The sequence below is a fragment of the Parvularcula sp. IMCC14364 genome, from assembly GCF_030758415.1.
Lineage (GTDB): Bacteria > Pseudomonadota > Alphaproteobacteria > Caulobacterales > Parvularculaceae > Aquisalinus.
On record NZ_CP132334.1, the window covers coordinates 3,260,722 to 3,279,423 of the forward strand.

Sequence of the window (18,702 nt, forward strand, 5' to 3'; positions counted from 1 at the left end):
AGATGACACTGAAAAGACTTACACCAGCGCTTGTCGCCCTTTGCCTGTTACCAGCATGCTCGACTGTTTTTAATGGGCCGAATGAGGCGCGCACATACGAGGAAGAGCACCCGATCGCTGTTGAGCAACAGACAGTTACGCTGACGGTGCCGGTTGACGCAACGCTTAGTGAACTCAGTCAAATTGACAAGGCAAGATTGCGGGCCTTTGTGCAAACCTATTTTACGCGCGGTCATGGCCCGATCACAATTACGGCTCCTTCCGGCGGTCAGTATGACATCTATGGCCAGAGCCTGGCTGCAGATTTGCGTCAGGAAATGAACAATCTTGGCGTTGACTGGAAAGTTATCAAGGGCGCCACATACAGAGAGGCGGGCTTCTCGGAGAATAGCGAAGTGATTGTGAGTTTCACCAATTACGTCGCGACAGCGAGCGAATGCGGAGACTGGTCCGAGGAGATAGAGCGCCGTTTCCGTAACATACCTGCTAAGAACTTTGGCTGCTTTGCACAGCAAAACCTTGCAGCAATGATTGCTGATCCGCGCGATCTGGTGACTCCAACCGCGCTTGCTGACAGTGATGCCTCACGTTCTGCCAACGTTTACGAAAAATATGTACAGGGCGAGCCGACCTCAAGCCAATCTGATGATTCAATAGATATTCAGGCATCAGAGCAATAAGAGAGCGTGAAGGTACCGGAGAAATAATATGAGCAATCTGGCGAACAATAAATTCGACTTTGATACGGATGATGCCTTCACGGAAGAAGAACTGGCTGATCTTGAGGCCCTTTCTGAAGAAGATATCGACATTGATTTTGATGACGATGATTTTGATTTAGATGACATGGACTGCAACATTGAAGGTTGGGATGATGCTGAGGTTGCAGCGCCACCGCCAATGCCTGATGTGCCCCCACAGATTGCCGAGACAACCAATACAAATGATGATTTTTCGGATTCGGAAGAAGAAGCATTGGCTGCAATTGAGCAAGCGCTCGACATGGTTAATGAACCAAAGTCAAAAATTGTAGACGATTTCGCGGATGAAGATTTCGACGATGACTTTGGTGATGAGGATTTCCCTGCGGACCTGCCCCCCCTAACTGCCAGCGTGACGCAGGACTTTTCTGCCAAGACTGCTGACGCGAGTCCAGTTCCGCCAGCAACTGCTGTTACCGAGCTTGAAAGTTACGAAGAAGATGATGTGCCACAGGATGGCGATCATATTCCGGTTCCAAGGATCAACATTGGTGTTTTCTGTGAAACACAAGGCACCAGCGAACTGGTTGAAGCCGCGGCTTCTGACCGCCGGTTGTCCAAGGCGCACATCAATATTTTCATGGGCGGCCTGAAAAAGGCCGTGCAGCATTTTCAATCTGAAACAACACCCAACTTGCTCATCATTGAGACTGTGTCACCAAATAGCGAGCTTTTTGAAGGGCTTGAGCAGTTGGCCGAAGTCTGTGATCCGAGCACAAAGGTTATTGTTGTCGGGCATGTAAATGATGTTCGTCTGTATCGTGAGTTAATGGACCGGGGGATCAGCGAGTACCTGATTTCACCAAAGCGACCAATTCAGATCACGCGTTCTATCGCATCACTCTACGTTGACCCGTCTGCGCCGCCTATCGGGCGCTCTATTGTCTTTGTTGGTGCACGCGGCGGCGTGGGCTCTTCAACGGTCTGTCATAATGTTGCGTGGGCGATAGCTGAATTGCACAAGAGTGACACTGTTATTCTTGATCTTGACCTGGCTTTTGGTACAGCCAGTCTTGATTTTGAGCAGGATCCCTCACAGGGCCTTGCAGAAGCGCTGGCAGCCCCGGAACGACTTGACGATGTTCTGCTTGATCGTTTGTTACAGAAGTGTACGGATCGGTTGAGCCTCTTTGCTGCGCCGAACATGCTGGACAGGGATTATGATATGCCAGCCTCTTCTTTTGAGGAAGTGCTGGATATGGTCCGTCGTGGTGTGCCGAATCTTGTCATTGATCTGCCTCATGCCTGGACGGAATGGACGCGCAGTATTCTGCATTCGGCTGATGAAATCGTCATTACAGCCACACCAGACCTTTCCTCTTTCCGGAATGCCAAGAACCTGATTGAATCAGTAAAGGCAAGCCGCACGAATGATGCCCCGCCTTATCTGGTGCTGAATCAGATGGGTGTGCCCAAACGCCCTGAAATCCCTGTCGAGCAGTTTGCTGAAGCATTGGAAATTGATCCTATCGCTGTCATCAACTGGGACCCGCAGTTATTTGGTATGGCTGCCACCAATGCTGAACCTGTTTTTGAGACGAATGGCAAGTCAAAGGCGGCGACATCACTGGATCAGGTTGCCAGCACGATACTTGGTCAAAGTAATGAGAAAAATTCAGGCAGGGGCTTTGATATCAAGTCGTTGTTTCGTAAACTGTAAAGGCTGAGAGATGTTCGGAAAAAGGTCAGAAGCTGTTGCCATGCAGCCAGCGCCAGCTGCCAAGTCATCTGCGCCGCAGAAAGATAAAGTTGCGCCGCCACCCAAAGTCGCCAAACCTAAGGCAAATGCGCCCTCACCGGTTGCTGCCGCGCCAACACCGGTACAGCAATCGACAAATCAGTCAGATGAGTATTTCAAGACTAAAACGACAATATTCAATGCACTGATTGACACTATTGACCTGTCTCAGCTTGCCCAGCTTGATCCCGAATCTGCTGCGGAAGAAATTCGGGATATCGTCAACGAGATTATCTCGATTAAAGGCCTTCAGATGTCTATCTCGGAGCAGGAAGCTCTGCTGCAGGATATCTGTAATGATGTGCTTGGTTATGGCCCTCTCGAGCCATTGCTGGCGCGTGACGATATCGCTGACATCATGGTCAACGGTTCGTCGCGGGTTTTCATAGAGGTTGGCGGAAAGATTGAACTGACGCCCGTTCGGTTCCGCGATAACGCGCAACTTATGAATATCTGCCAACGGATCGTATCGCAAGTTGGTCGGCGCGTTGATGAATCCAGCCCGATTTGTGATGCGCGTTTGCCAGATGGCTCGCGGGTCAATGTTATCGCACCACCCCTGTCTATCGACGGTGCGGCCCTGACCATTCGTAAGTTCAAGAAAGACAAACTGACGATCCATAACCTGGTCGAATTCGGGTCGATCTCTCCTGAAGGGGCGAAGGTACTTGAAATTGTTGGCCATTGTGGAATCAATACACTGATTTCTGGTGGTACTGGTTCTGGCAAGACCACGCTTTTGAATTGCATGACCAGCTTCATTGATGAAGGGGAGCGCGTTATCACCTGTGAGGACGCTGCAGAATTGCAGCTTCAGCAACCACATGTTGTCAGATTGGAAACACGCCCCCCTAATCTTGAAGGTACTGGTGAAGTGACCATGCGAGACCTTGTAAAGAACTGTCTGCGGATGCGACCTGAACGGATTATCGTGGGTGAGGTGCGTGGCCCTGAAGCGTTTGACCTGTTGCAGGCGATGAACACGGGCCATGATGGCTCTATGGGGACGTTGCACGCCAACTCACCCCGGGAAGCCTTATCAAGGCTTGAATCCATGATTACAATGGGTGGCTTTAACCTGCCATCAAAAACCATTCGTGACATGATTGTTGGATCGGTTGACGTGGTCATTCAGGCGGCGCGCCTGCGAGATGGCTCGCGTCGTATTACCCATGTCACTGAGGTGATCGGGGCTGAGGGTGATACAATCGTTACCCAGGACCTTTTTGTATATGACATTACCGGTGAAGACGATGACGGCAAGGTTATTGGTCGCCACAAGTCCACCGGCATTGCCCGTCCGTCGTTCTGGGATCGGGCTAAATACTACGGAAAGCATGTCGAGCTGGCTGAGGCGCTTGATGCAGCTGCAGATTAAGCTGATTTAGGGAGTAATCTGATGGACTCGCAAACGATAATGCTGATTGTACTTGGTTTGATTTCTGTCAGTACACTTTCTTATGTTATTTTGGCGCCTACGGATAAAGACAAGGCAAAAACACGTGCTGCCAAAGTTGGGGGCGGTGCTGCCGCATCGCGTGGAAAGGCGGGCGCCGGCCCGAGCGCTGCAGAGGCTCCAAAAGACCGACGCAAACAGGTTCAGGAATCTCTTCGTCGTATTGACGACAAGCAGAAAGCGCACGCAGAAAAGAAAAAATTGAGCCTCAGTCAGAGGCTCGAGCAAGCTGGCCTCAACATTTCGGAACGTGATTATTATGTGGCATCGGTGATTTGTGCCGTGGCCTTCCTCGGCATCGCCCTGATTACAGCGCAGTCTACCTTTGTGACCGGAGCCATGTTTATCGTCGGAGGGTTGGGTTTTCCAAGATTCGCCCTTGGTTTCTTGAAGAAGCGCCGTCAGAAAAAATTTATCAAGGAATTTGCCTCTGCGATTGAAGTGATTGTCCGCGGTGTAAAATCCGGTTTGCCGGTCAATGAGTGCCTTAAAATTATTGGCCGTGATGCACAGCAGCCGGTACGCGATGAATTTCATATGTTGACGGAAAGCCTGCGTGTGGGCCTTTCCCTCGAGCAGGCGCTTGAACGTATGTATGACCGTATGCCACTGAGCGAAGTCAATTTCTTCGGGATCGTGCTGATCATCCAGAAATCGACAGGTGGTAACCTTGCGGAGGCGCTGAACAATCTTGCGACGGTCCTGCGTAATCGGAAGTTGATGGAAGGCAAGATCAGTGCCCTGTCTATGGAGGCAAAAGCCTCTGCTGTTATTCTAGGGTCGTTGCCGTTCATGGTGGCATCCATGGTTCATGTTGCATCTCCGGTTTATCTCTTGCCGCTTTTCGAAACGCAGATTGGCAACTTCATCCTGATTGGAGCTGGCACGTGGATGTCAATCGGCATTCTCGTGATGAAAAATATGATCAGTATTAAGGTCTAATTCAAACAACGTGGTTACTTTTGTCTTATGGATGGCTTGATTGAAATCATTACTGACCGCCAGACGATGACCGCCTTTTTGGCGGCTATCGCTGTTGGCGTGACAATGATCACTTTGCTGGGGCCTGTGCTGCAGCCAGACCCTATGAAAGATCGATTGAAGCGCGTTCAAAACCACAAGGAGAATTTGCGCGAGCGCCACAAGAAAAATCTGAAGCAGCACGGTAGTGCTGGTTTGCGTAATGCAAGCTCCAATGGCGTTGCACGTGAAGTCGTCGAGCAATTCAAATTGCTTGAGGTTTTTGACGCGCAGAGCGCAGCCAAAAAATTGGCTATGGCCGGTTTCCGGGGTGAACGGCCCGTCTTTACATTCATGCTTGCCCGTGTAGCAATGCCCGTAATTGGCGGCCTTGGCATGGCTTTCTATGTATATGTACTTGATGGTTTCGGGCTTGGCAGCTTTATGAAGCTTATGGCCAGTGTCGGAGGGTTCGCAGCCGGGTTCTATCTGCCCAACATTTACATCTCCAACATGATTCAAAAGCGCCAGCAGAAAATGCAACTGGGATTTCCGGATGCGCTCGACCTGTTGTTGATATGTGTCGAGTCCGGCATGTCGATTGAGCACGCCCTGCATAAGGTGAGCGAAGAAGTTGGTACGAATTGCCCTGAACTGGGGGAAGAACTTGCGCTGACGACAGCGGAACTCTCTTATCTCCAGGAACGGAAGCAAGCCTATATTAACCTTGCCGAGCGAACAGGTCTTGATGGTGTTAAGTCTGTCGTCACAGCTCTTGTCCAGTCTGAACAATACGGGACGCCGCTGGGGGCATCATTGCGCGTCATGGCTGCTGAAAACCGTGAACTGCGGATGCAGGCAGCCGAGAAGAAGGCAGCCGCGCTGCCGCCGAAACTAACGGTGCCGATGATCCTCTTCTTCCTGCCCGTACTTTTTGTTGTGATCCTCGGACCTGCGATCCTGCGTGTTACCGGTATGGTAGAGGTCGAGCAGTAGTTCCAATATCGTGCGTTTCTTGCGGGATTTTACATTCTGAAACGGACCATTTAAGCCTTCCTTGTGATAAGAGGTGCGGATGTCCGACGATCCCGGCAAAATTAAAACAATCCTTATCGAAGATGTGCCTGCAGCAAGGGCTGCATTTACAGAGGTGATTGACTTGCATCCCCGGCTTCACCTTGTCGAGGCAGCTGCCTCATGGGCAGAGGGGAAGAAGGCGCTGGAGCAGGACTATGATCTTCTGATTACAGATCTTGACCTTGGTGACGGTACCGGACTCGATTTTGTCAAACAGGCAAGCGCAAGTGGCGACAAAAAAGTTATTGTTATCACGGTGCTCGGCGATGTGAAAAGCGTTATGGCTTCCGTTGAGGCTGGCGCCGACGGTTATGTATTGAAAAGTGCGCAACCTGAAGAATTAAAGAGTGCCATTACGACGGTGCTGGAGGGCGGAGCGCCCATCAGTGCTGCTGTTGCTGGTCATCTGCTTAAAAAGATCAGGTCGGAAAATACGCCGCAAGCCATAGAAGGCGACAGACCGGCAACACGACTGACAAGCCGTGAGGTTGAAATTCTGACTGAGCTGGCCAGAGGGTTCACAAATAAGGAAGTTGCCCGGCAGTTGGGTATTTCGCCGTATACAGTGGCCGAGCATGTGAAGGCGATTTATCGAAAGATGGCCGTCAGCACTCGGTCAGAAGCTGTCTCACAGGCTTATCGTGAAGGCTTGATAAGGTAGCCTTTCATGGTCAGCACGGACAGCATAATTAGGGACTCAAAAGACAGTCTGGCCGTTCGGATATTCAACTATATAAGTCTTTTCCTGATCTGCTTTTTTGCCATTGTGCTCGTGGTATATGCAGCTGAGCGCAGCATGATACCAGGTGCCGATGAGCGCCTTACAGATTTTCGTGTAGCTTCTGTCAGTTCGTTTGATGCAGAAACGCTTCCCGACTCAGCGTTCGAGCCCATTCAGTCACAATGGTATTCCTATCGCTTGCCGGATCCTGACCAGTTGTATGTAATGCGTACAGATATAGATTTACAAAAAATGTCAGATAAGGATTATGCGTTTTATATAACCCGCGCGCGTGATCGCATCTCCGTATTCCTGAATGGGCAGCCAGTCGGCGTAGAGCGAAATGAGGGAGATTATTCAAACGTCAATTTTCTTGGGCCGCGATTATATACGCTCCCGGACCAGTTTGTAATTGATGGCAAGAATACTATTGATATTTATCTCTATGGTTATTCCTTGAGGCCACGCATTTATTCGGTTTTCGCTGGGGAAAGAGAGCCTCTGGTCAGCGCTTATTTTTGGCGTCAGACGTTGAATGTCACAGCACTGAATGTCGTGAACGGCATTGGTGTTTTTGTGGCAATTTTCTCTCTCGCCGTCGGTGGGTTGTCGAGGCAGCAGCGCCATGAATATGTGGTTCTTGGCCTGATCATGATTTTTTGGGTCGGGAGGAATGTCTACTATCAGATGCCGATGCATAAATGGGACGTTATTCATCAGAGTCTGATGTTTAATATCACAACTTTCGGTCTTGTGATGTCCATTGCAGCTTTTGCGAATGCATGGACCGCGAAAGCTGAAAGAACGTACAGGATACTGGCCGGAATCGGTTTGGGCTATACGGGCTTTTCGTTCTTGCTCGACCTTGTTGATACAGATTGGGGAGATACGCTTTATCTGTTTCTTGGCTTGCCGGTTGTTGTTGGTGCATTGTTGTGGACAGGGTGGAAGTTTATTACATTCCGTAACCAGCGTAATATTCCCTATTTCAGTATCGCCGCTTTTGGCATTTGCCTTTCCACGGCCCTAGTCGATGTTTTGAGTGAAATACTGGTTTCAAGCAATGTTGCCTGGTGGCCACTTGTCACAACAATGCCCTACTCGCCGTTAGCGATCGTGATTGTCGCATTAGGCATTATCTATGTCCTTGCGCGCCGTACATTGCAGTTACGGCAGGTGGAAGAACAGCAACGTGTTACGCTGGCTACAGAGCTGGCAGAGCGAAAAGCAGAGCTTGCCCTGTCATATGAGAAAACGCGAGAGCAGGAGAAGCAGGCTGCCATCGCTCAGGAGCGACAACGGATCATGCTGGACATGCATGATGGTATTGGCAGTCAGCTCCTGGGATTGCAGCTGCAGATAAAGCAGCATGACTTGTCCAGTGAGGCGGTGTCAGATGGTTTGCAGACCAGCCTTAATGATTTGCGTCTCATCGTAGATTCTCTGGATACCGAGACCGATGATATTGGTATGGCACTTGGCGCATTCAGGGCGCGCATTCAGCCACAACTTTCTGCCGCTGGCGTTGATCTGGACTGGCAAATGAAAATCTGTAAACAGATTTCTGGCTTTGGTCCGGAAGCAGTCTTGCATATCTACCGGTCCATGCAGGAATCGGTCACAAATGCCTTGCGTCATTCCGGCATGAAGAGGCTGACCATTTCGATGGAAGTTGAAGCGTCATCAGATGAAGCCACAGACCAGACATTAAACATCAGGATAACAGACGATGGCCGGGGGATCGGAGAGGCAGAGTTGCTCTCCCGTCGTGGACTCAGCCACATCAGCAAGCGTGCAAAAGCTCTGCATGGATCGGCAACGGTAAGAAATACCGGAAACGGGACAGAAATCTTTTTATCTGTTCCAATACCGCCGGATAATGACATCCGCCTGCCAGGCTCTCCCTCCTGACAGGCGGACCGTCTTCCCCGATATGAGTTTCAGGCTTTGCGCCTTCATCTCTCGACGGCCCAAGACTACAAATATGCAGGCAAAAAAATACCCCCTCACATGAGGGGGTATTGATCTGTATGCCTGTGAGTGTTTTGCTCAGTACAAAGGGGTTGTCAGGTCTACCGGGATCGTTTCTGCTTCTGCTTCTGCTTCTGCTGCCAGTTGTAACTCCAGAGGTGCAGCGTCAGTTTGTTCGACTGTGAGCGACGCTGATTCTACCTGCAGTGGCAAGGCCGTCGCTGCTGGTGCACTTATAGTGCTCCAGCTATCTGCATCAAACCCATCTATTGTGATTGTTGAAGTGGGCTGCGTATCAGGCATAACGACAGAGCTGAGAATATCACCAAGAGGTGTGGGTGCGCCATCTGATGCTTCTGGCACAACAGGGACCGGAAAAGCTTCTGGTCTTATCGGTTGTGGCACTGGCTTTTGTTCTGCTTCGGCAGGCGCATCTGCGTATGGTGCTGGGGCATAGGCAGGTGCAGTCGTTGGCGTATCGAAAGAAGGCATTTCAACATTGTCACCAGCAAACGCCTGCCAGTATGCAGGTTGAGCCGTCAGTGAGCGGAAATATGAGACATTATTATCTGCAATGCGCGGTGGCAGGTCAGAGCGAGCCAGTCGTTCAGCTTCTGAAGAGTTACCATTGAAGCCGAGTATGAGGGCCAGATTTTGACGTACAGTAGGTGTGCCTGCGGTTGTCGCAGCGGCAAAGCGCAAGGTTTGCTCGGCTTTGGCAAGGTTGCCAGACAGGGCATAAGAAAGACCCTTATTGTTCAGCACAACATGTGAGTTTGGTTTGATCCGCAGGGCCATGTCATATTGCTGGCGTGCTGCTTTGTGTTCACCGATTTTATCAAGAGCCACACCATAGGCAGAATATGAGCGCCAGTCTTCGCCTTTGCCGGTAAGGATAGCCTGCTCCAGTGGTCTGACTGCTTCGAAGGCACGGTCATTAGCGATGAGGACTTTGCCATACTCGAGGGCAACATCTGCATCCTGACCAGCTTGCCGGTAGGTTCGGGTCATGACGGTCATGGCTTCTTCATTGGAGCCCATCACGCGAAGCGATTGCGAAAAGGATACAGCGACATCAGCGTCGTTTGGGTCGCGATCATAGCGGGTACCCCAGAAAGCAGCTTTGGCTACCGGATCATGGTCGCCTGGCTCATAACCGCCCGGTACAACTTCAAGCTGCTCGTTCAGCCGTGAACTGGCCGTCAGGGGATTACCGGCACAACCAGCCAGAGCAAGGACGCAAAGCCCGGTGGAAAATGTTTTCAGCAGTCTGCTCATTGATAAGCCTCTTCAGCACCTGTTAGTCTGATGGCCATTATCAGTGAATCTGCTCAATAAACCCTTAAGCATGACAGGCCGTCTTGCTCGGTTATCGAAAAAAACCGTTAAAAATAAATGAGTTAACAAATGGTTACATCTACTTCCGCCTTCGTTCCCCATGATTCTGAGCGTGCCCGAAAAGCGACGCCAGTTTGGCTTGTGCCTGAAGAGGGCTTTGATCGCTGGCTGGAGGAGCATGCAATAGGCTATCTGCTGCTTGCCAAGGCTAACAGATTTACCGGACAGCAAGGGCGCGTGTTGATTGCTGCCGATGCAGTTTTTGTCGGTACAGGAGATGAGCAGGACAAGCTGATATCTGGCGCCGCGCCAGCACATTTGCCCCACGGAGATTATTTTCTCGCAAACGCCGGTGACGCGGAGAGGTCTACTCTCGCGGCTCTGGGGTGGGTCATGGGCGCCTACCAGTTTGGCAAGTACCGGGATGTAGCCGAGCCTCCGGTTCTGATATTGCCCGAAAATGTGGATGCGGACAGCTTCACGTTTATAGCGGAAGCTGTCTGGCTGGCGCGCGATCTGGTGAATACGCCAACCGAAGATATGGGACCAGAGCATCTCGCGGATGCAGTGAAAGCTGTTGCCGGCCGATACAAGGCGCAAGTCAAGGTTACTGAAGGCGTCAGTCTGCTGAAGCAGAATTTTCCTCTCATCCATGCGGTGGGCAGAGCAGCAGAGCGAGCCCCAAGGCTTATTGATCTGACCTGGGGAGATAAAGACGATCCAAAGATTACGCTGGTGGGCAAGGGCGTTTGCTTCGACACAGGCGGCCTGAATATCAAGGGCGGCAAAGGTATGGGATTGATGAAGAAAGACATGGGCGGTGCGGCAAATGCACTGGCACTGGCTTCCATGATCATGGCGGCGAAACTGAAGGTCCGGTTGCGACTTTTGATACCAGCAGTTGAGAATAATATATCCGGCAATGCCTATCGCCCTGGTGATGTGTTCAAAAGCCGCAATGGCATGACAGTTGAAATTTCAAATACTGATGCCGAAGGGCGTCTTGTGCTTTGTGATGCGCTGGCACTGGCTGCAGAAGAAACGCCAGCGCATATCATTTCTCTGGCGACTCTCACGGGGGCGGCGCGTGTTGCGTTGGGCTCTGAACTGGCTCCCTTATATGCAACGGACGATTCCTTCGCACAGGACATCACTAAGGCTGGAGGAAAAGTGCAGGATCCTGTCTGGCGGATGCCGTTCTGGGAAAATTATGCCTCTATGCTTTCCTCATCTATCGCTGACATTAACCACGCATCGGATTCCGGGTTTGCCGGCTCAATCACCGCTGCGCTGTATTTGAAGAAATTCGTACCGGAGAAAATTCCCTACACACATTTTGATATTTATGCTTGGAACCCTTCAGATCGGCCTGCCCATCCAAAAGGGGGGGAGGCGTTTGCCATCCGCGCCCTTTTCGATGTCATGAGGGAGCGCTACCCTCAGAATGGTTAATAAGCGTTAACCAAGCGGGTTGTCTGGTTCACCATCCCGCAACCAATGGGTGTTATTCTGGCGTTGTGGGGATTGCCAGGGTGGCGCAGCATGAAAAAAAATCTGCTTTTGTTTACTGTCTGCTATGTGGCAGCGTTAAGTCTGATTGCTCTAGCATCTGTCGGCATACACTGGGCGGAGCGCGAAACGATTGCGCGTCAGGAGCACAATGCTGAGATCATCAATATAGCTGGCCGTCAACGCATGCTTTCGCAACGCATTGCCGGGTTGTACGCGCGGGCCCACATCCCCCAACAGGCAGACAGCGTGAAAGCGGAAGTTTCTCAACGACTCACTGAAGCCATGGAGTTGATGGCTCTCAGCCATGAGCGACTGGCGTATACAGATCTGGTGCTATCGGCAAAGGCGCCGCTGCGTTCTGAAATTGACAAGCTTTATAGCGGTGAGATTGATCTGAATCGCCGGATACCAGATTTTCTATCGCTCGTACAAAGTACTGAACGTGCGGGCTTCGAGAAAGTGTCGGCTGTCTCCGAAGAAGCAGACAGAGTGCTTCAGGATCTGAATCAGGCAGTCACAGTGTACGAACAGAATGCCCGGATAGAAATTCGGGACATTGAAAATCTTACACAGGCGGGTGTGCTGCTCATATTATTCTTGCTGCTTGCTGAAGCATTCCTGATCTTCAGGCCATTGGGAAATCGTCTGCACAGCGCAGAGCAACACCTCAAGACGATTGCATCCACTGACCCTCTTACAGGCTGCCATAACCGACGTGGGTTGATGACGGCTGCTCAGTCATTGCTTGCCTATTTTTCGCGCCATCGCAAAGAGGTCGCTGCGATAGTTTTCGATATCGACCACTTCAAGAAGGTGAACGACACTTATGGCCATGGGGCTGGTGATGAAGTAATAAAGTTCGTCGTAGACAGAGCGCTTTCGAGAATACGCGCATCTGATGTCATGGGGCGTATCGGGGGAGAAGAGTTCGTGATTTTTTGCCCGGATACAAATTGTGATCAGGCTGCCGTAGTAGCAGAAAAAATACGCAAAGTCGTGGAAGGTACGCCCTACAAGGATGGCCCTCTGGATATAAGGGTCACCTGCAGTTTTGGTATTTTCGCCATGCTACCAGGAAAGAATCCCTGCCCGACACACTACATTGATCGGGCAGATGAAGGTCTGTACGCAGCAAAGCGTGATGGCCGCAACAGGGTCAGGATAAACAGGCTGCCGGCTGAAACTGTGCCCCAGATTACAAAATCTGCGGCAGCCTGACAGTTAGTCTTTATTATCAATCTTGTCCTGCGTGCGGTGTTCGAAATCAGTCGCGTCGTGCCGTTCATGCAGCTGGGTTTCTGGCTCGCCCCAAGCTCGATTAACGATACGCCCACGCTTCACGGCTGGTCTTTGCGCAATCATGTCTGTCCAGCGCATGACATTCTTGTATTCATGAGTTTGCAGGAATTCAGCAGCATCGTAGACCTTGTTCGCAGCCAGTCCGCCATACCACGGCCAGATGGCCATGTCTGCGATGGTATACTGATCACCGGAGATGTATTCGTTATCTGCCAGCTGGCGATCCAGAACATCCAGTTGACGTTTTACTTCCATGGAAAAGCGGTCAATGCAGTATTCAATCTTGATGGGGGCGTAGGCATAAAAATGGCCAAAGCCGCCGCCGAGATATGGCGCAGATCCCATCTGCCAGAACAGCCAGTTAAGTGTTTCGGTTCTGCCTCTGGCATCGGAGGGCAGGAAGGCGTCAAATTTTTCTGCGAGGTAGAGAAGGATCGCGCCAGATTCGAAAACGCGTTGCGGGGTATCGCCAGAGCGGTCAACCAGCGCCGGTATCTTGGAATTCGGATTTGCTTCAACGAAGCCTGAACCGAACTGGTCACCATCACTGATATTGACCAGCCAGGCATCATATTCTGCATCCTTATGACCGGCTGCGAGTAATTCTTCCAGCAATACTGTTACCTTCACACCATTAGGTGTCGCCATGGAATAGAGCTGAAGGGGATGTTTGCCGGCTGGGAGCTCCTTGTTGTGGGTGGCACCCGCCACGGGACGGTTTATATTGGCGAAACGCCCGCCGCTTTCTTTGTCCCATGTCCAGATCTTGGGCGGGGTATATGCTTCGGTCATGTTCATGCTCCGTGATTTGCGACTGCAAGTTGGTTAGCCAGTTTCTGGATAAAACAATAAATGCATAAATGCTATTCACGGCTTCGTGTCACTACTGCAGCAGCGCATTGACGCGCTGTTCCTCATCGGTAACTCATGAGAGCGCAGTCAGCCGAGGAAAAATAATGACCCAAACCCTGTTCTCGCCTTTCAAAATCAAGTCTCTCAACCTGCCAAACAGGATTGTCATGGCGCCCATGACCCGCAGCTTTTCGCCAGGGGGCGTCCCAGGCCAGGATGTGGCTGACTATTATGCACGGCGTGCCAAAGGGGAAGTCGGGTTGATTGTTACCGAAGGAACAACAGTTGATCGCGGCGGCGCTTCCAACGATCCAAAAATACCGAACTTCCATGACGAAGCTGCGTTAAAGGGATGGGCCGGCGTTGTGGAGGCTGTACACGCGGAAGGTGGCCATATCGCGCCACAGATCTGGCATCAGGGCATGATGCGCAAGCCAGGCACGGGGCCGCACCCTGAAGCGCCTTCTGATGGTCCTTCCGGGATTACCCATAAAGGCAAGAAAGTGCAGGAAGCGCCAACGGAAGCAGAAGTTACAGATATGGTCCTGGCCTATGCGAAGGCAGCCGGTGATGCCAAAAGATTGGGGTTCGATTGTGTCGAGATACACGGAGCGCATGGATACCTCATCGATCAGTTTCTCTGGGGACAGATGAATATTCGGCAGGATCGTTTTGGTGGGGCCCTGCCAGAGCGGGCGACTTTCGCTGCTGACATAATCCGTGAAATACGCGCAGCTGTTGGTCAGGACTTTCCGATCATCCTGCGATTTTCGCAATGGAAGCAGCAAGATTATGAGGCGCGCCTTGCTGACGCGCCAGAAGAGATGGAAGAATTTCTCAAGGTCTTTGCTGATGCAGGTGTGGACGTACTGCATTGTTCGCAGCGCCGGTACTGGGAGCCAGAGTTTCCAGAGGTAGACGGAGAGAAAGGTTTGAATTGTGCTGGCTGGGCAAAGAAACTGACGGGTCTCCCGACAATTACTGTTGGGTCTGTTGGTTTGTCTGCAGATTTCTTCACAGCCTTTGCTGGCCAAGGGTCAGGGCAACGCGCCCTTGATGATCTGGAGGAAAGACTTGCTAAAGATGAGTTTGATTTGGTTGCTGTCGGGCGGGCATTGTTACAGGACCCGGATTGGGCACAGAAGATCAAGCACGGAAAAGCGGACGAACTGCAGGATTATGATCCAAAATCTGTGATGATGCTTACCTGATAATTTTATGACTGCATCGGGCTATGTCATAAAATCTCCCGCAATAGAGCAACCAACTCGTAAATGCGGCGTTTATTAGGGTGTGGACTCAATTGATCCAGCATTTTGCTGCGAAGAGATATATCATGTTGATGAAGTTCCTTCGAGATTTCTCGAACCGTGTAGCCAGCCGTCTCATGTCTTTCATTTTGCAGAAGAACCGCTCGACAATATTACGCATGGCGTAAAGGCTGGTGTCATGCGGGACCGGATTGCGCGCATTGGACTTGGCGGGAATAACCGCCAACGCACCTTCATCGGCGATATCGCGCCTGATCTTCGCACTGCCATAGGCTTTGTCCAGGACCATCGCCAGAGGCGGCATCTCCCAGTCGAGGAAGACATTCATCACCTGGCTGTCATGAACATGGCCGCCAGTGACCTCAATGCGCAATGGCCTGCCATTTTCATCTACGGCCACGTGAACTTTGCTTGTGCGACCGCCCCGTGAGCGTCCAATATCTTCCGCCAGTTCCCCCTTTTTGAGCCACTCGCTGCGCGGTGAGCTTTGACAATCGAGGCGTCTATGAAGATCAGACTGTCCTCACATTCTTCAGCGAGCGCATCGAATATGCCCTTCCAGACGCCGCGCTCGCCCCACCTGTTATACCGATTGTAAGCAGTCGTGTACGGTCCATATCGTTCCGGCAAGTCCCGCCATGGCGCGCCTGTGCGCAAAATGTAAAAGATGCCGTTCAGGATCGTACGATCATCTTTGCGCTTCGGGCCGCGGCTAACCTTTGGCAACAACGGTTCAATCACCGCCCATTCTTCATCCGACAAATCAAACCGCGCCATTTAAGACTCCCTTTCGGAAATCCCTGAATCACGCTTTGCACAAACAAATCAATCAGTTAAATTGGGTACAGACCCTAGGTAGCCGGGAAGTGGTGGGGCTTTACTTGTGTATGCATCAATCACGCTCGGTTAGGTCATCGGCTCACGCTGGTGATATACAGATAAATAACCGGAAGGATTTATAATGTTACGCTTATCAATTGCATTCTTTCTTGTCGCCATATTGGCTGCATTTCTTGGGTTCAGCGGCATTGCGGGTGCCTCAGCAGGCATCGCACAAATATTGTTCTTTGTATTTCTGGTGCTTTTTGTCGTTTCGCTCTTGTTCGGCAGGTCGAGAGTCTAAGATTTTCATTCAATATTCAAAACGGACACTTAAATCAGTGTCCGTTTTTTTATGCCTTGAGCGTAATAAAATATTCAAAAATCCGGCGCACATGACCCGGTGCGTCTGCAAGGACTTCTGGTTCATATTTTGCGATTTCTGACTCAAGGCTGGTGTCTGTTTGTGCTGGCCCATATTTGTGAGAAACGCCGAGCCCCCAGTTCGTAAAACAGCGCTGCTCGATATCCTCATTAAGTATGGTGCTTACAGCGCAGTGCCGGTCATCATGGACAATGCGCATATAAAGGGGATCAAGAACCTGCTTTTCACCTTCGAGCACCTGAAGGAAGTTCAGGCCGTTATAGAGCAGATGACCGCCAATCCTGTTCTCATTGTTAAACATCGCAGCAACTCGGACGATCTCCTTGATATCAGAGATGTCCAGTTCTTCTCCAGCAGTTGATATATAAATTATTCTACGCATTTTGTCTGTATCCTTGGCCTCGCGAAAGGCAATGCGGCTGCGTGCCTGCAATCATTGATTACCGGTTCAGCTTCATTGCTATGATTTGCCCGCGCCGGGCCTCTTTCCGCTATCCCCCAAAACCACTATAGGAGTGACGGACAAGGCAGGCCATTAACATGTGATGACTCCAAGGGCATTTGTGCGTCTGCTTTTAGGCTCTCAGTGATTGAACATTGAGGCAAGGCTAATAACGAGGTTCACATGACTGATTTCCTTCTGCTTTCCTTCATCTTCCTCGTGGCCGGTGTTTTATCAGTACCCATAGCATCAAGATTAGGCTTGGGATCAGTGTTGGGATACCTCATTGCCGGGATTGTTATCAGCCCGCTACTTTCCCTGCTCGGCGTAGATTTGGTCTCAATTCAGCACTTTGCGGAGTTTGGCGTTGTTATGATGCTGTTTCTGGTTGGATTGGAGCTTGAGCCGAAGATGCTCTGGTCCATGCGTGGCAGATTGCTGGGGCTCGGTGGGGGGCAGATTGTCCTGACCACAGCTGTAATCATGTTGATTGCCATGAGTATGGGGCAACCTTGGCATTTTGCGTTGGCAATCGGGTTGGTTTTGGCACTTTCGTCAACAGCCATTGTTCTGCAAACGCTTAATGAAAAAGGATTGATGCGCAGCGATGGGGGGCAGGCAAGCTTCTCTGTTTTATTGTTCCAGGATATTGCCGTTATTCCGATCTTGGCACTTTTGCCCCTGCTCGCCATGCCAGAGCTGATGGCAGATTTTGCGGCTGGCACCAGTGCAGGGCATGGGCCTACCGCTTACGCTGGTACAGATCATGGAGGTGGGGGACACAGTAGTGGTATGAGTCTGGTGGCTGGCCTTAACGGGTGGCAAACAGCCGCAGTTAACATTGCTGCTATTGCCGCTGTAATTCTGGGTGGGAATTATCTTGCACGACCCTTGTTTCGGTTCGTTGCCGCGGCCCAACTGCGGGAGCTTTTTACGGCTCTTGCACTTCTTGTTGTCGTGGGCATCGCTCTTTTAATGACTCTGGTCGGTCTCTCACCAGCCCTGGGCACATTCCTAGCTGGTGTGGTGTTGGCAAACAGCGAATACCGGCATGAGTTGGAGGCCGACATTGACCCCTTTCGCGGCCTCCTCTTGGGATTGTTTTTCATTACGGTTGGTGCAGGAATGAATTTTCTCCTCATGTTTGAGAACATAACCTTCATTCTTGCCTGTACAGCGGGATTGATCCTGTTGAAGGGTGCAATCCTGCTTTTATTGGCGCGTATTTTTAATGTCGCTGGTGCAGATAAATGGCTCTTTGCACTGGGGTTGGCGCAAGCTGGCGAGTTTGGCTTTGTACTCGTTTCTTTCACCACTTCGGGAGGAATCCTGCCGGATGTGCTGGGCGATCAGTTACTTCTTATTATTACACTCTCTATGCTGATTACGCCGTTGCTGTTTATCTTTTACGAAAAAGTGATCGTCACAGGCGCGACAAAGGGGCCGGCGCCGGAAGCAGATGAGATAACGGAACAAAGCCCGATTATCATCGCTGGATGCGGGCGTATGGGCGGTATTATTAACAACATGCTTGTGACAGCTGGATATCAGACCACTGTTATTGACTATTCTTCGAAGCAGCTGGAGGCTTTGCGGAAAATCAACGTACCAGTTTTTTTCGGAGACGCCACGAGGCCGGATTTGCTGGAGGCAGCTGGTATCAATAAGGCAAAGTTGCTCATCGTTGCTATTGATAACAAGGATCAGATTACGGAGCTTGTGAAGCATATGGAAGCACACCACCCGAAGGTGCATGTCATTGCCCGGGCAGTGGATAGAAGCCATGTATTTGAGCTTTGGTATGCGGGCTGCCGGGACATTATCCGGGAGACATATGACGGCTCCAAGCGGATCAGCAGATCTGCGTTCGAGGCATTGGGCATTGAACGGGAGAAGGCGCAAGCAATGGTCGATGTCATGGAGGAGATGGATCGCGGGACAATGCGCGAAACTGCTGAGCACTATATTCCGGGCATGCCTTGGCATGAAAATGAAGCTATGGTCAAACGCATCCGCGAGATGCGTGAGCCATGGCGCGCGGAGGTGAGGAAAAGGCTGGAGGAAATCCTGAAGTAACAGCTTTGAAGATGCGTGTTACGC

Annotated in this window: 15 protein-coding genes and 1 pseudogene; 12 read left to right on the forward strand and 4 right to left on the reverse strand. The window is 51.0% G+C overall.

Going from position 1 to position 18,702, the window contains the following annotated elements; genetic code table 11:
• The first annotated feature begins 2 nt into the window (after window positions 1-2).
• The 7 genes from RAL90_RS15390 (at window position 3) to RAL90_RS15420 (ending at window position 8,624) form a co-directional block, all read left to right on the forward strand.
• A complete protein-coding gene (locus RAL90_RS15390) occupies window positions 3-680 on the forward strand; it encodes a CpaD family pilus assembly protein (RefSeq protein WP_306252219.1) in 678 nt (225 codons plus the stop codon).
• A 28-nt stretch (window positions 681-708) separates the two neighbouring features.
• A complete protein-coding gene (locus RAL90_RS15395; protein WP_306252220.1) occupies window positions 709-2,421 on the forward strand; it encodes an AAA family ATPase in 1,713 nt (570 codons plus the stop codon).
• A 10-nt stretch (window positions 2,422-2,431) separates the two neighbouring features.
• Window positions 2,432-3,877, forward strand: a complete 1,446-nt coding sequence (locus tag RAL90_RS15400) for an ATPase, T2SS/T4P/T4SS family (RefSeq protein ID WP_306252222.1) — start codon at window positions 2,432-2,434, stop codon at window positions 3,875-3,877.
• A gap of 21 nt (window positions 3,878-3,898) precedes the next feature.
• A complete protein-coding gene (locus tag RAL90_RS15405) occupies window positions 3,899-4,897 on the forward strand; it encodes a type II secretion system F family protein (RefSeq protein ID WP_306252224.1) in 999 nt (332 codons plus the stop codon).
• A gap of 27 nt (window positions 4,898-4,924) precedes the next feature.
• Entirely contained in the window at window positions 4,925-5,911 is a 987-nt protein-coding gene (locus RAL90_RS15410; RefSeq protein ID WP_306252226.1) for a type II secretion system F family protein, read from the forward strand.
• A gap of 79 nt (window positions 5,912-5,990) precedes the next feature.
• Complete coding sequence (locus tag RAL90_RS15415) at window positions 5,991-6,653, forward strand: response regulator transcription factor (RefSeq protein ID WP_306252228.1); 663 nt, start codon at window positions 5,991-5,993, stop codon at window positions 6,651-6,653.
• A 6-nt stretch (window positions 6,654-6,659) separates the two neighbouring features.
• Window positions 6,660-8,624 (forward strand): sensor histidine kinase, encoded by a 1,965-nt coding sequence (locus RAL90_RS15420; protein WP_306252230.1) that lies wholly within the window; start codon window positions 6,660-6,662, stop codon window positions 8,622-8,624.
• Between the two features lie 138 nt (window positions 8,625-8,762).
• Here RAL90_RS15420 and RAL90_RS15425 read toward each other — a convergent pair whose 3' ends face one another.
• Window positions 8,763-9,962, reverse strand: a complete 1,200-nt coding sequence (locus RAL90_RS15425) for a tetratricopeptide repeat protein (RefSeq protein ID WP_306252231.1) — start codon at window positions 9,960-9,962, stop codon at window positions 8,763-8,765.
• A gap of 129 nt (window positions 9,963-10,091) precedes the next feature.
• Between RAL90_RS15425 and RAL90_RS15430 the strand changes: the two genes are divergently transcribed.
• A complete protein-coding gene (locus RAL90_RS15430; RefSeq protein WP_306252233.1) occupies window positions 10,092-11,474 on the forward strand; it encodes a M17 family metallopeptidase in 1,383 nt (460 codons plus the stop codon).
• Window positions 11,475-11,564: 90 nt separating this feature from the next.
• The gene (locus RAL90_RS15435; RefSeq protein ID WP_306252235.1) at window positions 11,565-12,752 is read left to right on the forward strand and encodes a diguanylate cyclase; all 1,188 of its coding nucleotides are present in this window, start codon (window positions 11,565-11,567) and stop codon (window positions 12,750-12,752) included.
• Between the two features lie 3 nt (window positions 12,753-12,755).
• On the opposite strand, the gene yghU is transcribed toward RAL90_RS15435, so the two are convergent.
• The gene (gene yghU / locus RAL90_RS15440; protein ID WP_372340387.1) at window positions 12,756-13,631 is read right to left on the reverse strand and encodes a glutathione-dependent disulfide-bond oxidoreductase; all 876 of its coding nucleotides are present in this window, start codon (window positions 13,629-13,631) and stop codon (window positions 12,756-12,758) included.
• 158 nt (window positions 13,632-13,789) lie between these two features.
• Between yghU and RAL90_RS15445 the strand changes: the two genes are divergently transcribed.
• Window positions 13,790-14,896, forward strand: coding sequence for an NADH:flavin oxidoreductase (locus RAL90_RS15445; protein WP_306252238.1), 1,107 nt, complete (start codon window positions 13,790-13,792; stop codon window positions 14,894-14,896).
• Between the two features lie 88 nt (window positions 14,897-14,984).
• Here RAL90_RS15445 and RAL90_RS16385 read toward each other — a convergent pair.
• Window positions 14,985-15,706 (reverse strand): annotated as a pseudogene (locus RAL90_RS16385) (IS5 family transposase); the annotation flags it as partial.
• A gap of 211 nt (window positions 15,707-15,917) precedes the next feature.
• Between RAL90_RS16385 and RAL90_RS15460 the strand changes: the two are divergent.
• A complete protein-coding gene (locus tag RAL90_RS15460) occupies window positions 15,918-16,079 on the forward strand; it encodes a DUF1328 domain-containing protein (protein ID WP_306252240.1) in 162 nt (53 codons plus the stop codon).
• A gap of 49 nt (window positions 16,080-16,128) precedes the next feature.
• Here the strand turns inward: RAL90_RS15460 and RAL90_RS15465 are convergent, their stop codons facing one another.
• Window positions 16,129-16,542, reverse strand: a complete 414-nt coding sequence (locus tag RAL90_RS15465) for a BLUF domain-containing protein (RefSeq protein ID WP_306252242.1) — start codon at window positions 16,540-16,542, stop codon at window positions 16,129-16,131.
• A 243-nt stretch (window positions 16,543-16,785) separates the two neighbouring features.
• On the opposite strand from RAL90_RS15465, the gene RAL90_RS15470 reads away from it, so the two are divergent.
• Window positions 16,786-18,678 (forward strand): cation:proton antiporter, encoded by a 1,893-nt coding sequence (locus RAL90_RS15470; RefSeq protein WP_306252243.1) that lies wholly within the window; start codon window positions 16,786-16,788, stop codon window positions 18,676-18,678.
• The last annotated feature ends 24 nt before the right edge of the window (window positions 18,679-18,702 follow it).

Bases quoted from the DNA above. Each gene is read 5' to 3' on its own strand.
- RAL90_RS15390 (WP_306252219.1), top strand. From the start codon at position 3: ATGACACTGAAAAGACTTACACCAGCGCTTGTCGCCCTTTGCCTGTTA.
- RAL90_RS15395 (WP_306252220.1), top strand. From the start codon at position 709: ATGAGCAATCTGGCGAACAATAAATTCGACTTTGATACGGATGATGCC.
- RAL90_RS15400 (WP_306252222.1), top strand. From the start codon at position 2,432: ATGTTCGGAAAAAGGTCAGAAGCTGTTGCCATGCAGCCAGCGCCAGCT.
- RAL90_RS15405 (WP_306252224.1), top strand. From the start codon at position 3,899: ATGGACTCGCAAACGATAATGCTGATTGTACTTGGTTTGATTTCTGTC.
- RAL90_RS15410 (WP_306252226.1), top strand. From the start codon at position 4,925: ATGGATGGCTTGATTGAAATCATTACTGACCGCCAGACGATGACCGCC.
- RAL90_RS15415 (WP_306252228.1), top strand. From the start codon at position 5,991: ATGTCCGACGATCCCGGCAAAATTAAAACAATCCTTATCGAAGATGTG.
- RAL90_RS15420 (WP_306252230.1), top strand. From the start codon at position 6,660: ATGGTCAGCACGGACAGCATAATTAGGGACTCAAAAGACAGTCTGGCC.
- RAL90_RS15425 (WP_306252231.1), bottom strand. From the start codon at position 9,962: ATGAGCAGACTGCTGAAAACATTTTCCACCGGGCTTTGCGTCCTTGCT.
- RAL90_RS15430 (WP_306252233.1), top strand. From the start codon at position 10,092: ATGGTTACATCTACTTCCGCCTTCGTTCCCCATGATTCTGAGCGTGCC.
- RAL90_RS15435 (WP_306252235.1), top strand. From the start codon at position 11,565: ATGAAAAAAAATCTGCTTTTGTTTACTGTCTGCTATGTGGCAGCGTTA.
- yghU (WP_372340387.1), bottom strand. From the start codon at position 13,631: ATGAACATGACCGAAGCATATACCCCGCCCAAGATCTGGACATGGGAC.
- RAL90_RS15445 (WP_306252238.1), top strand. From the start codon at position 13,790: ATGACCCAAACCCTGTTCTCGCCTTTCAAAATCAAGTCTCTCAACCTG.
- RAL90_RS15460 (WP_306252240.1), top strand. From the start codon at position 15,918: ATGTTACGCTTATCAATTGCATTCTTTCTTGTCGCCATATTGGCTGCA.
- RAL90_RS15465 (WP_306252242.1), bottom strand. From the start codon at position 16,542: ATGCGTAGAATAATTTATATATCAACTGCTGGAGAAGAACTGGACATC.
- RAL90_RS15470 (WP_306252243.1), top strand. From the start codon at position 16,786: ATGACTGATTTCCTTCTGCTTTCCTTCATCTTCCTCGTGGCCGGTGTT.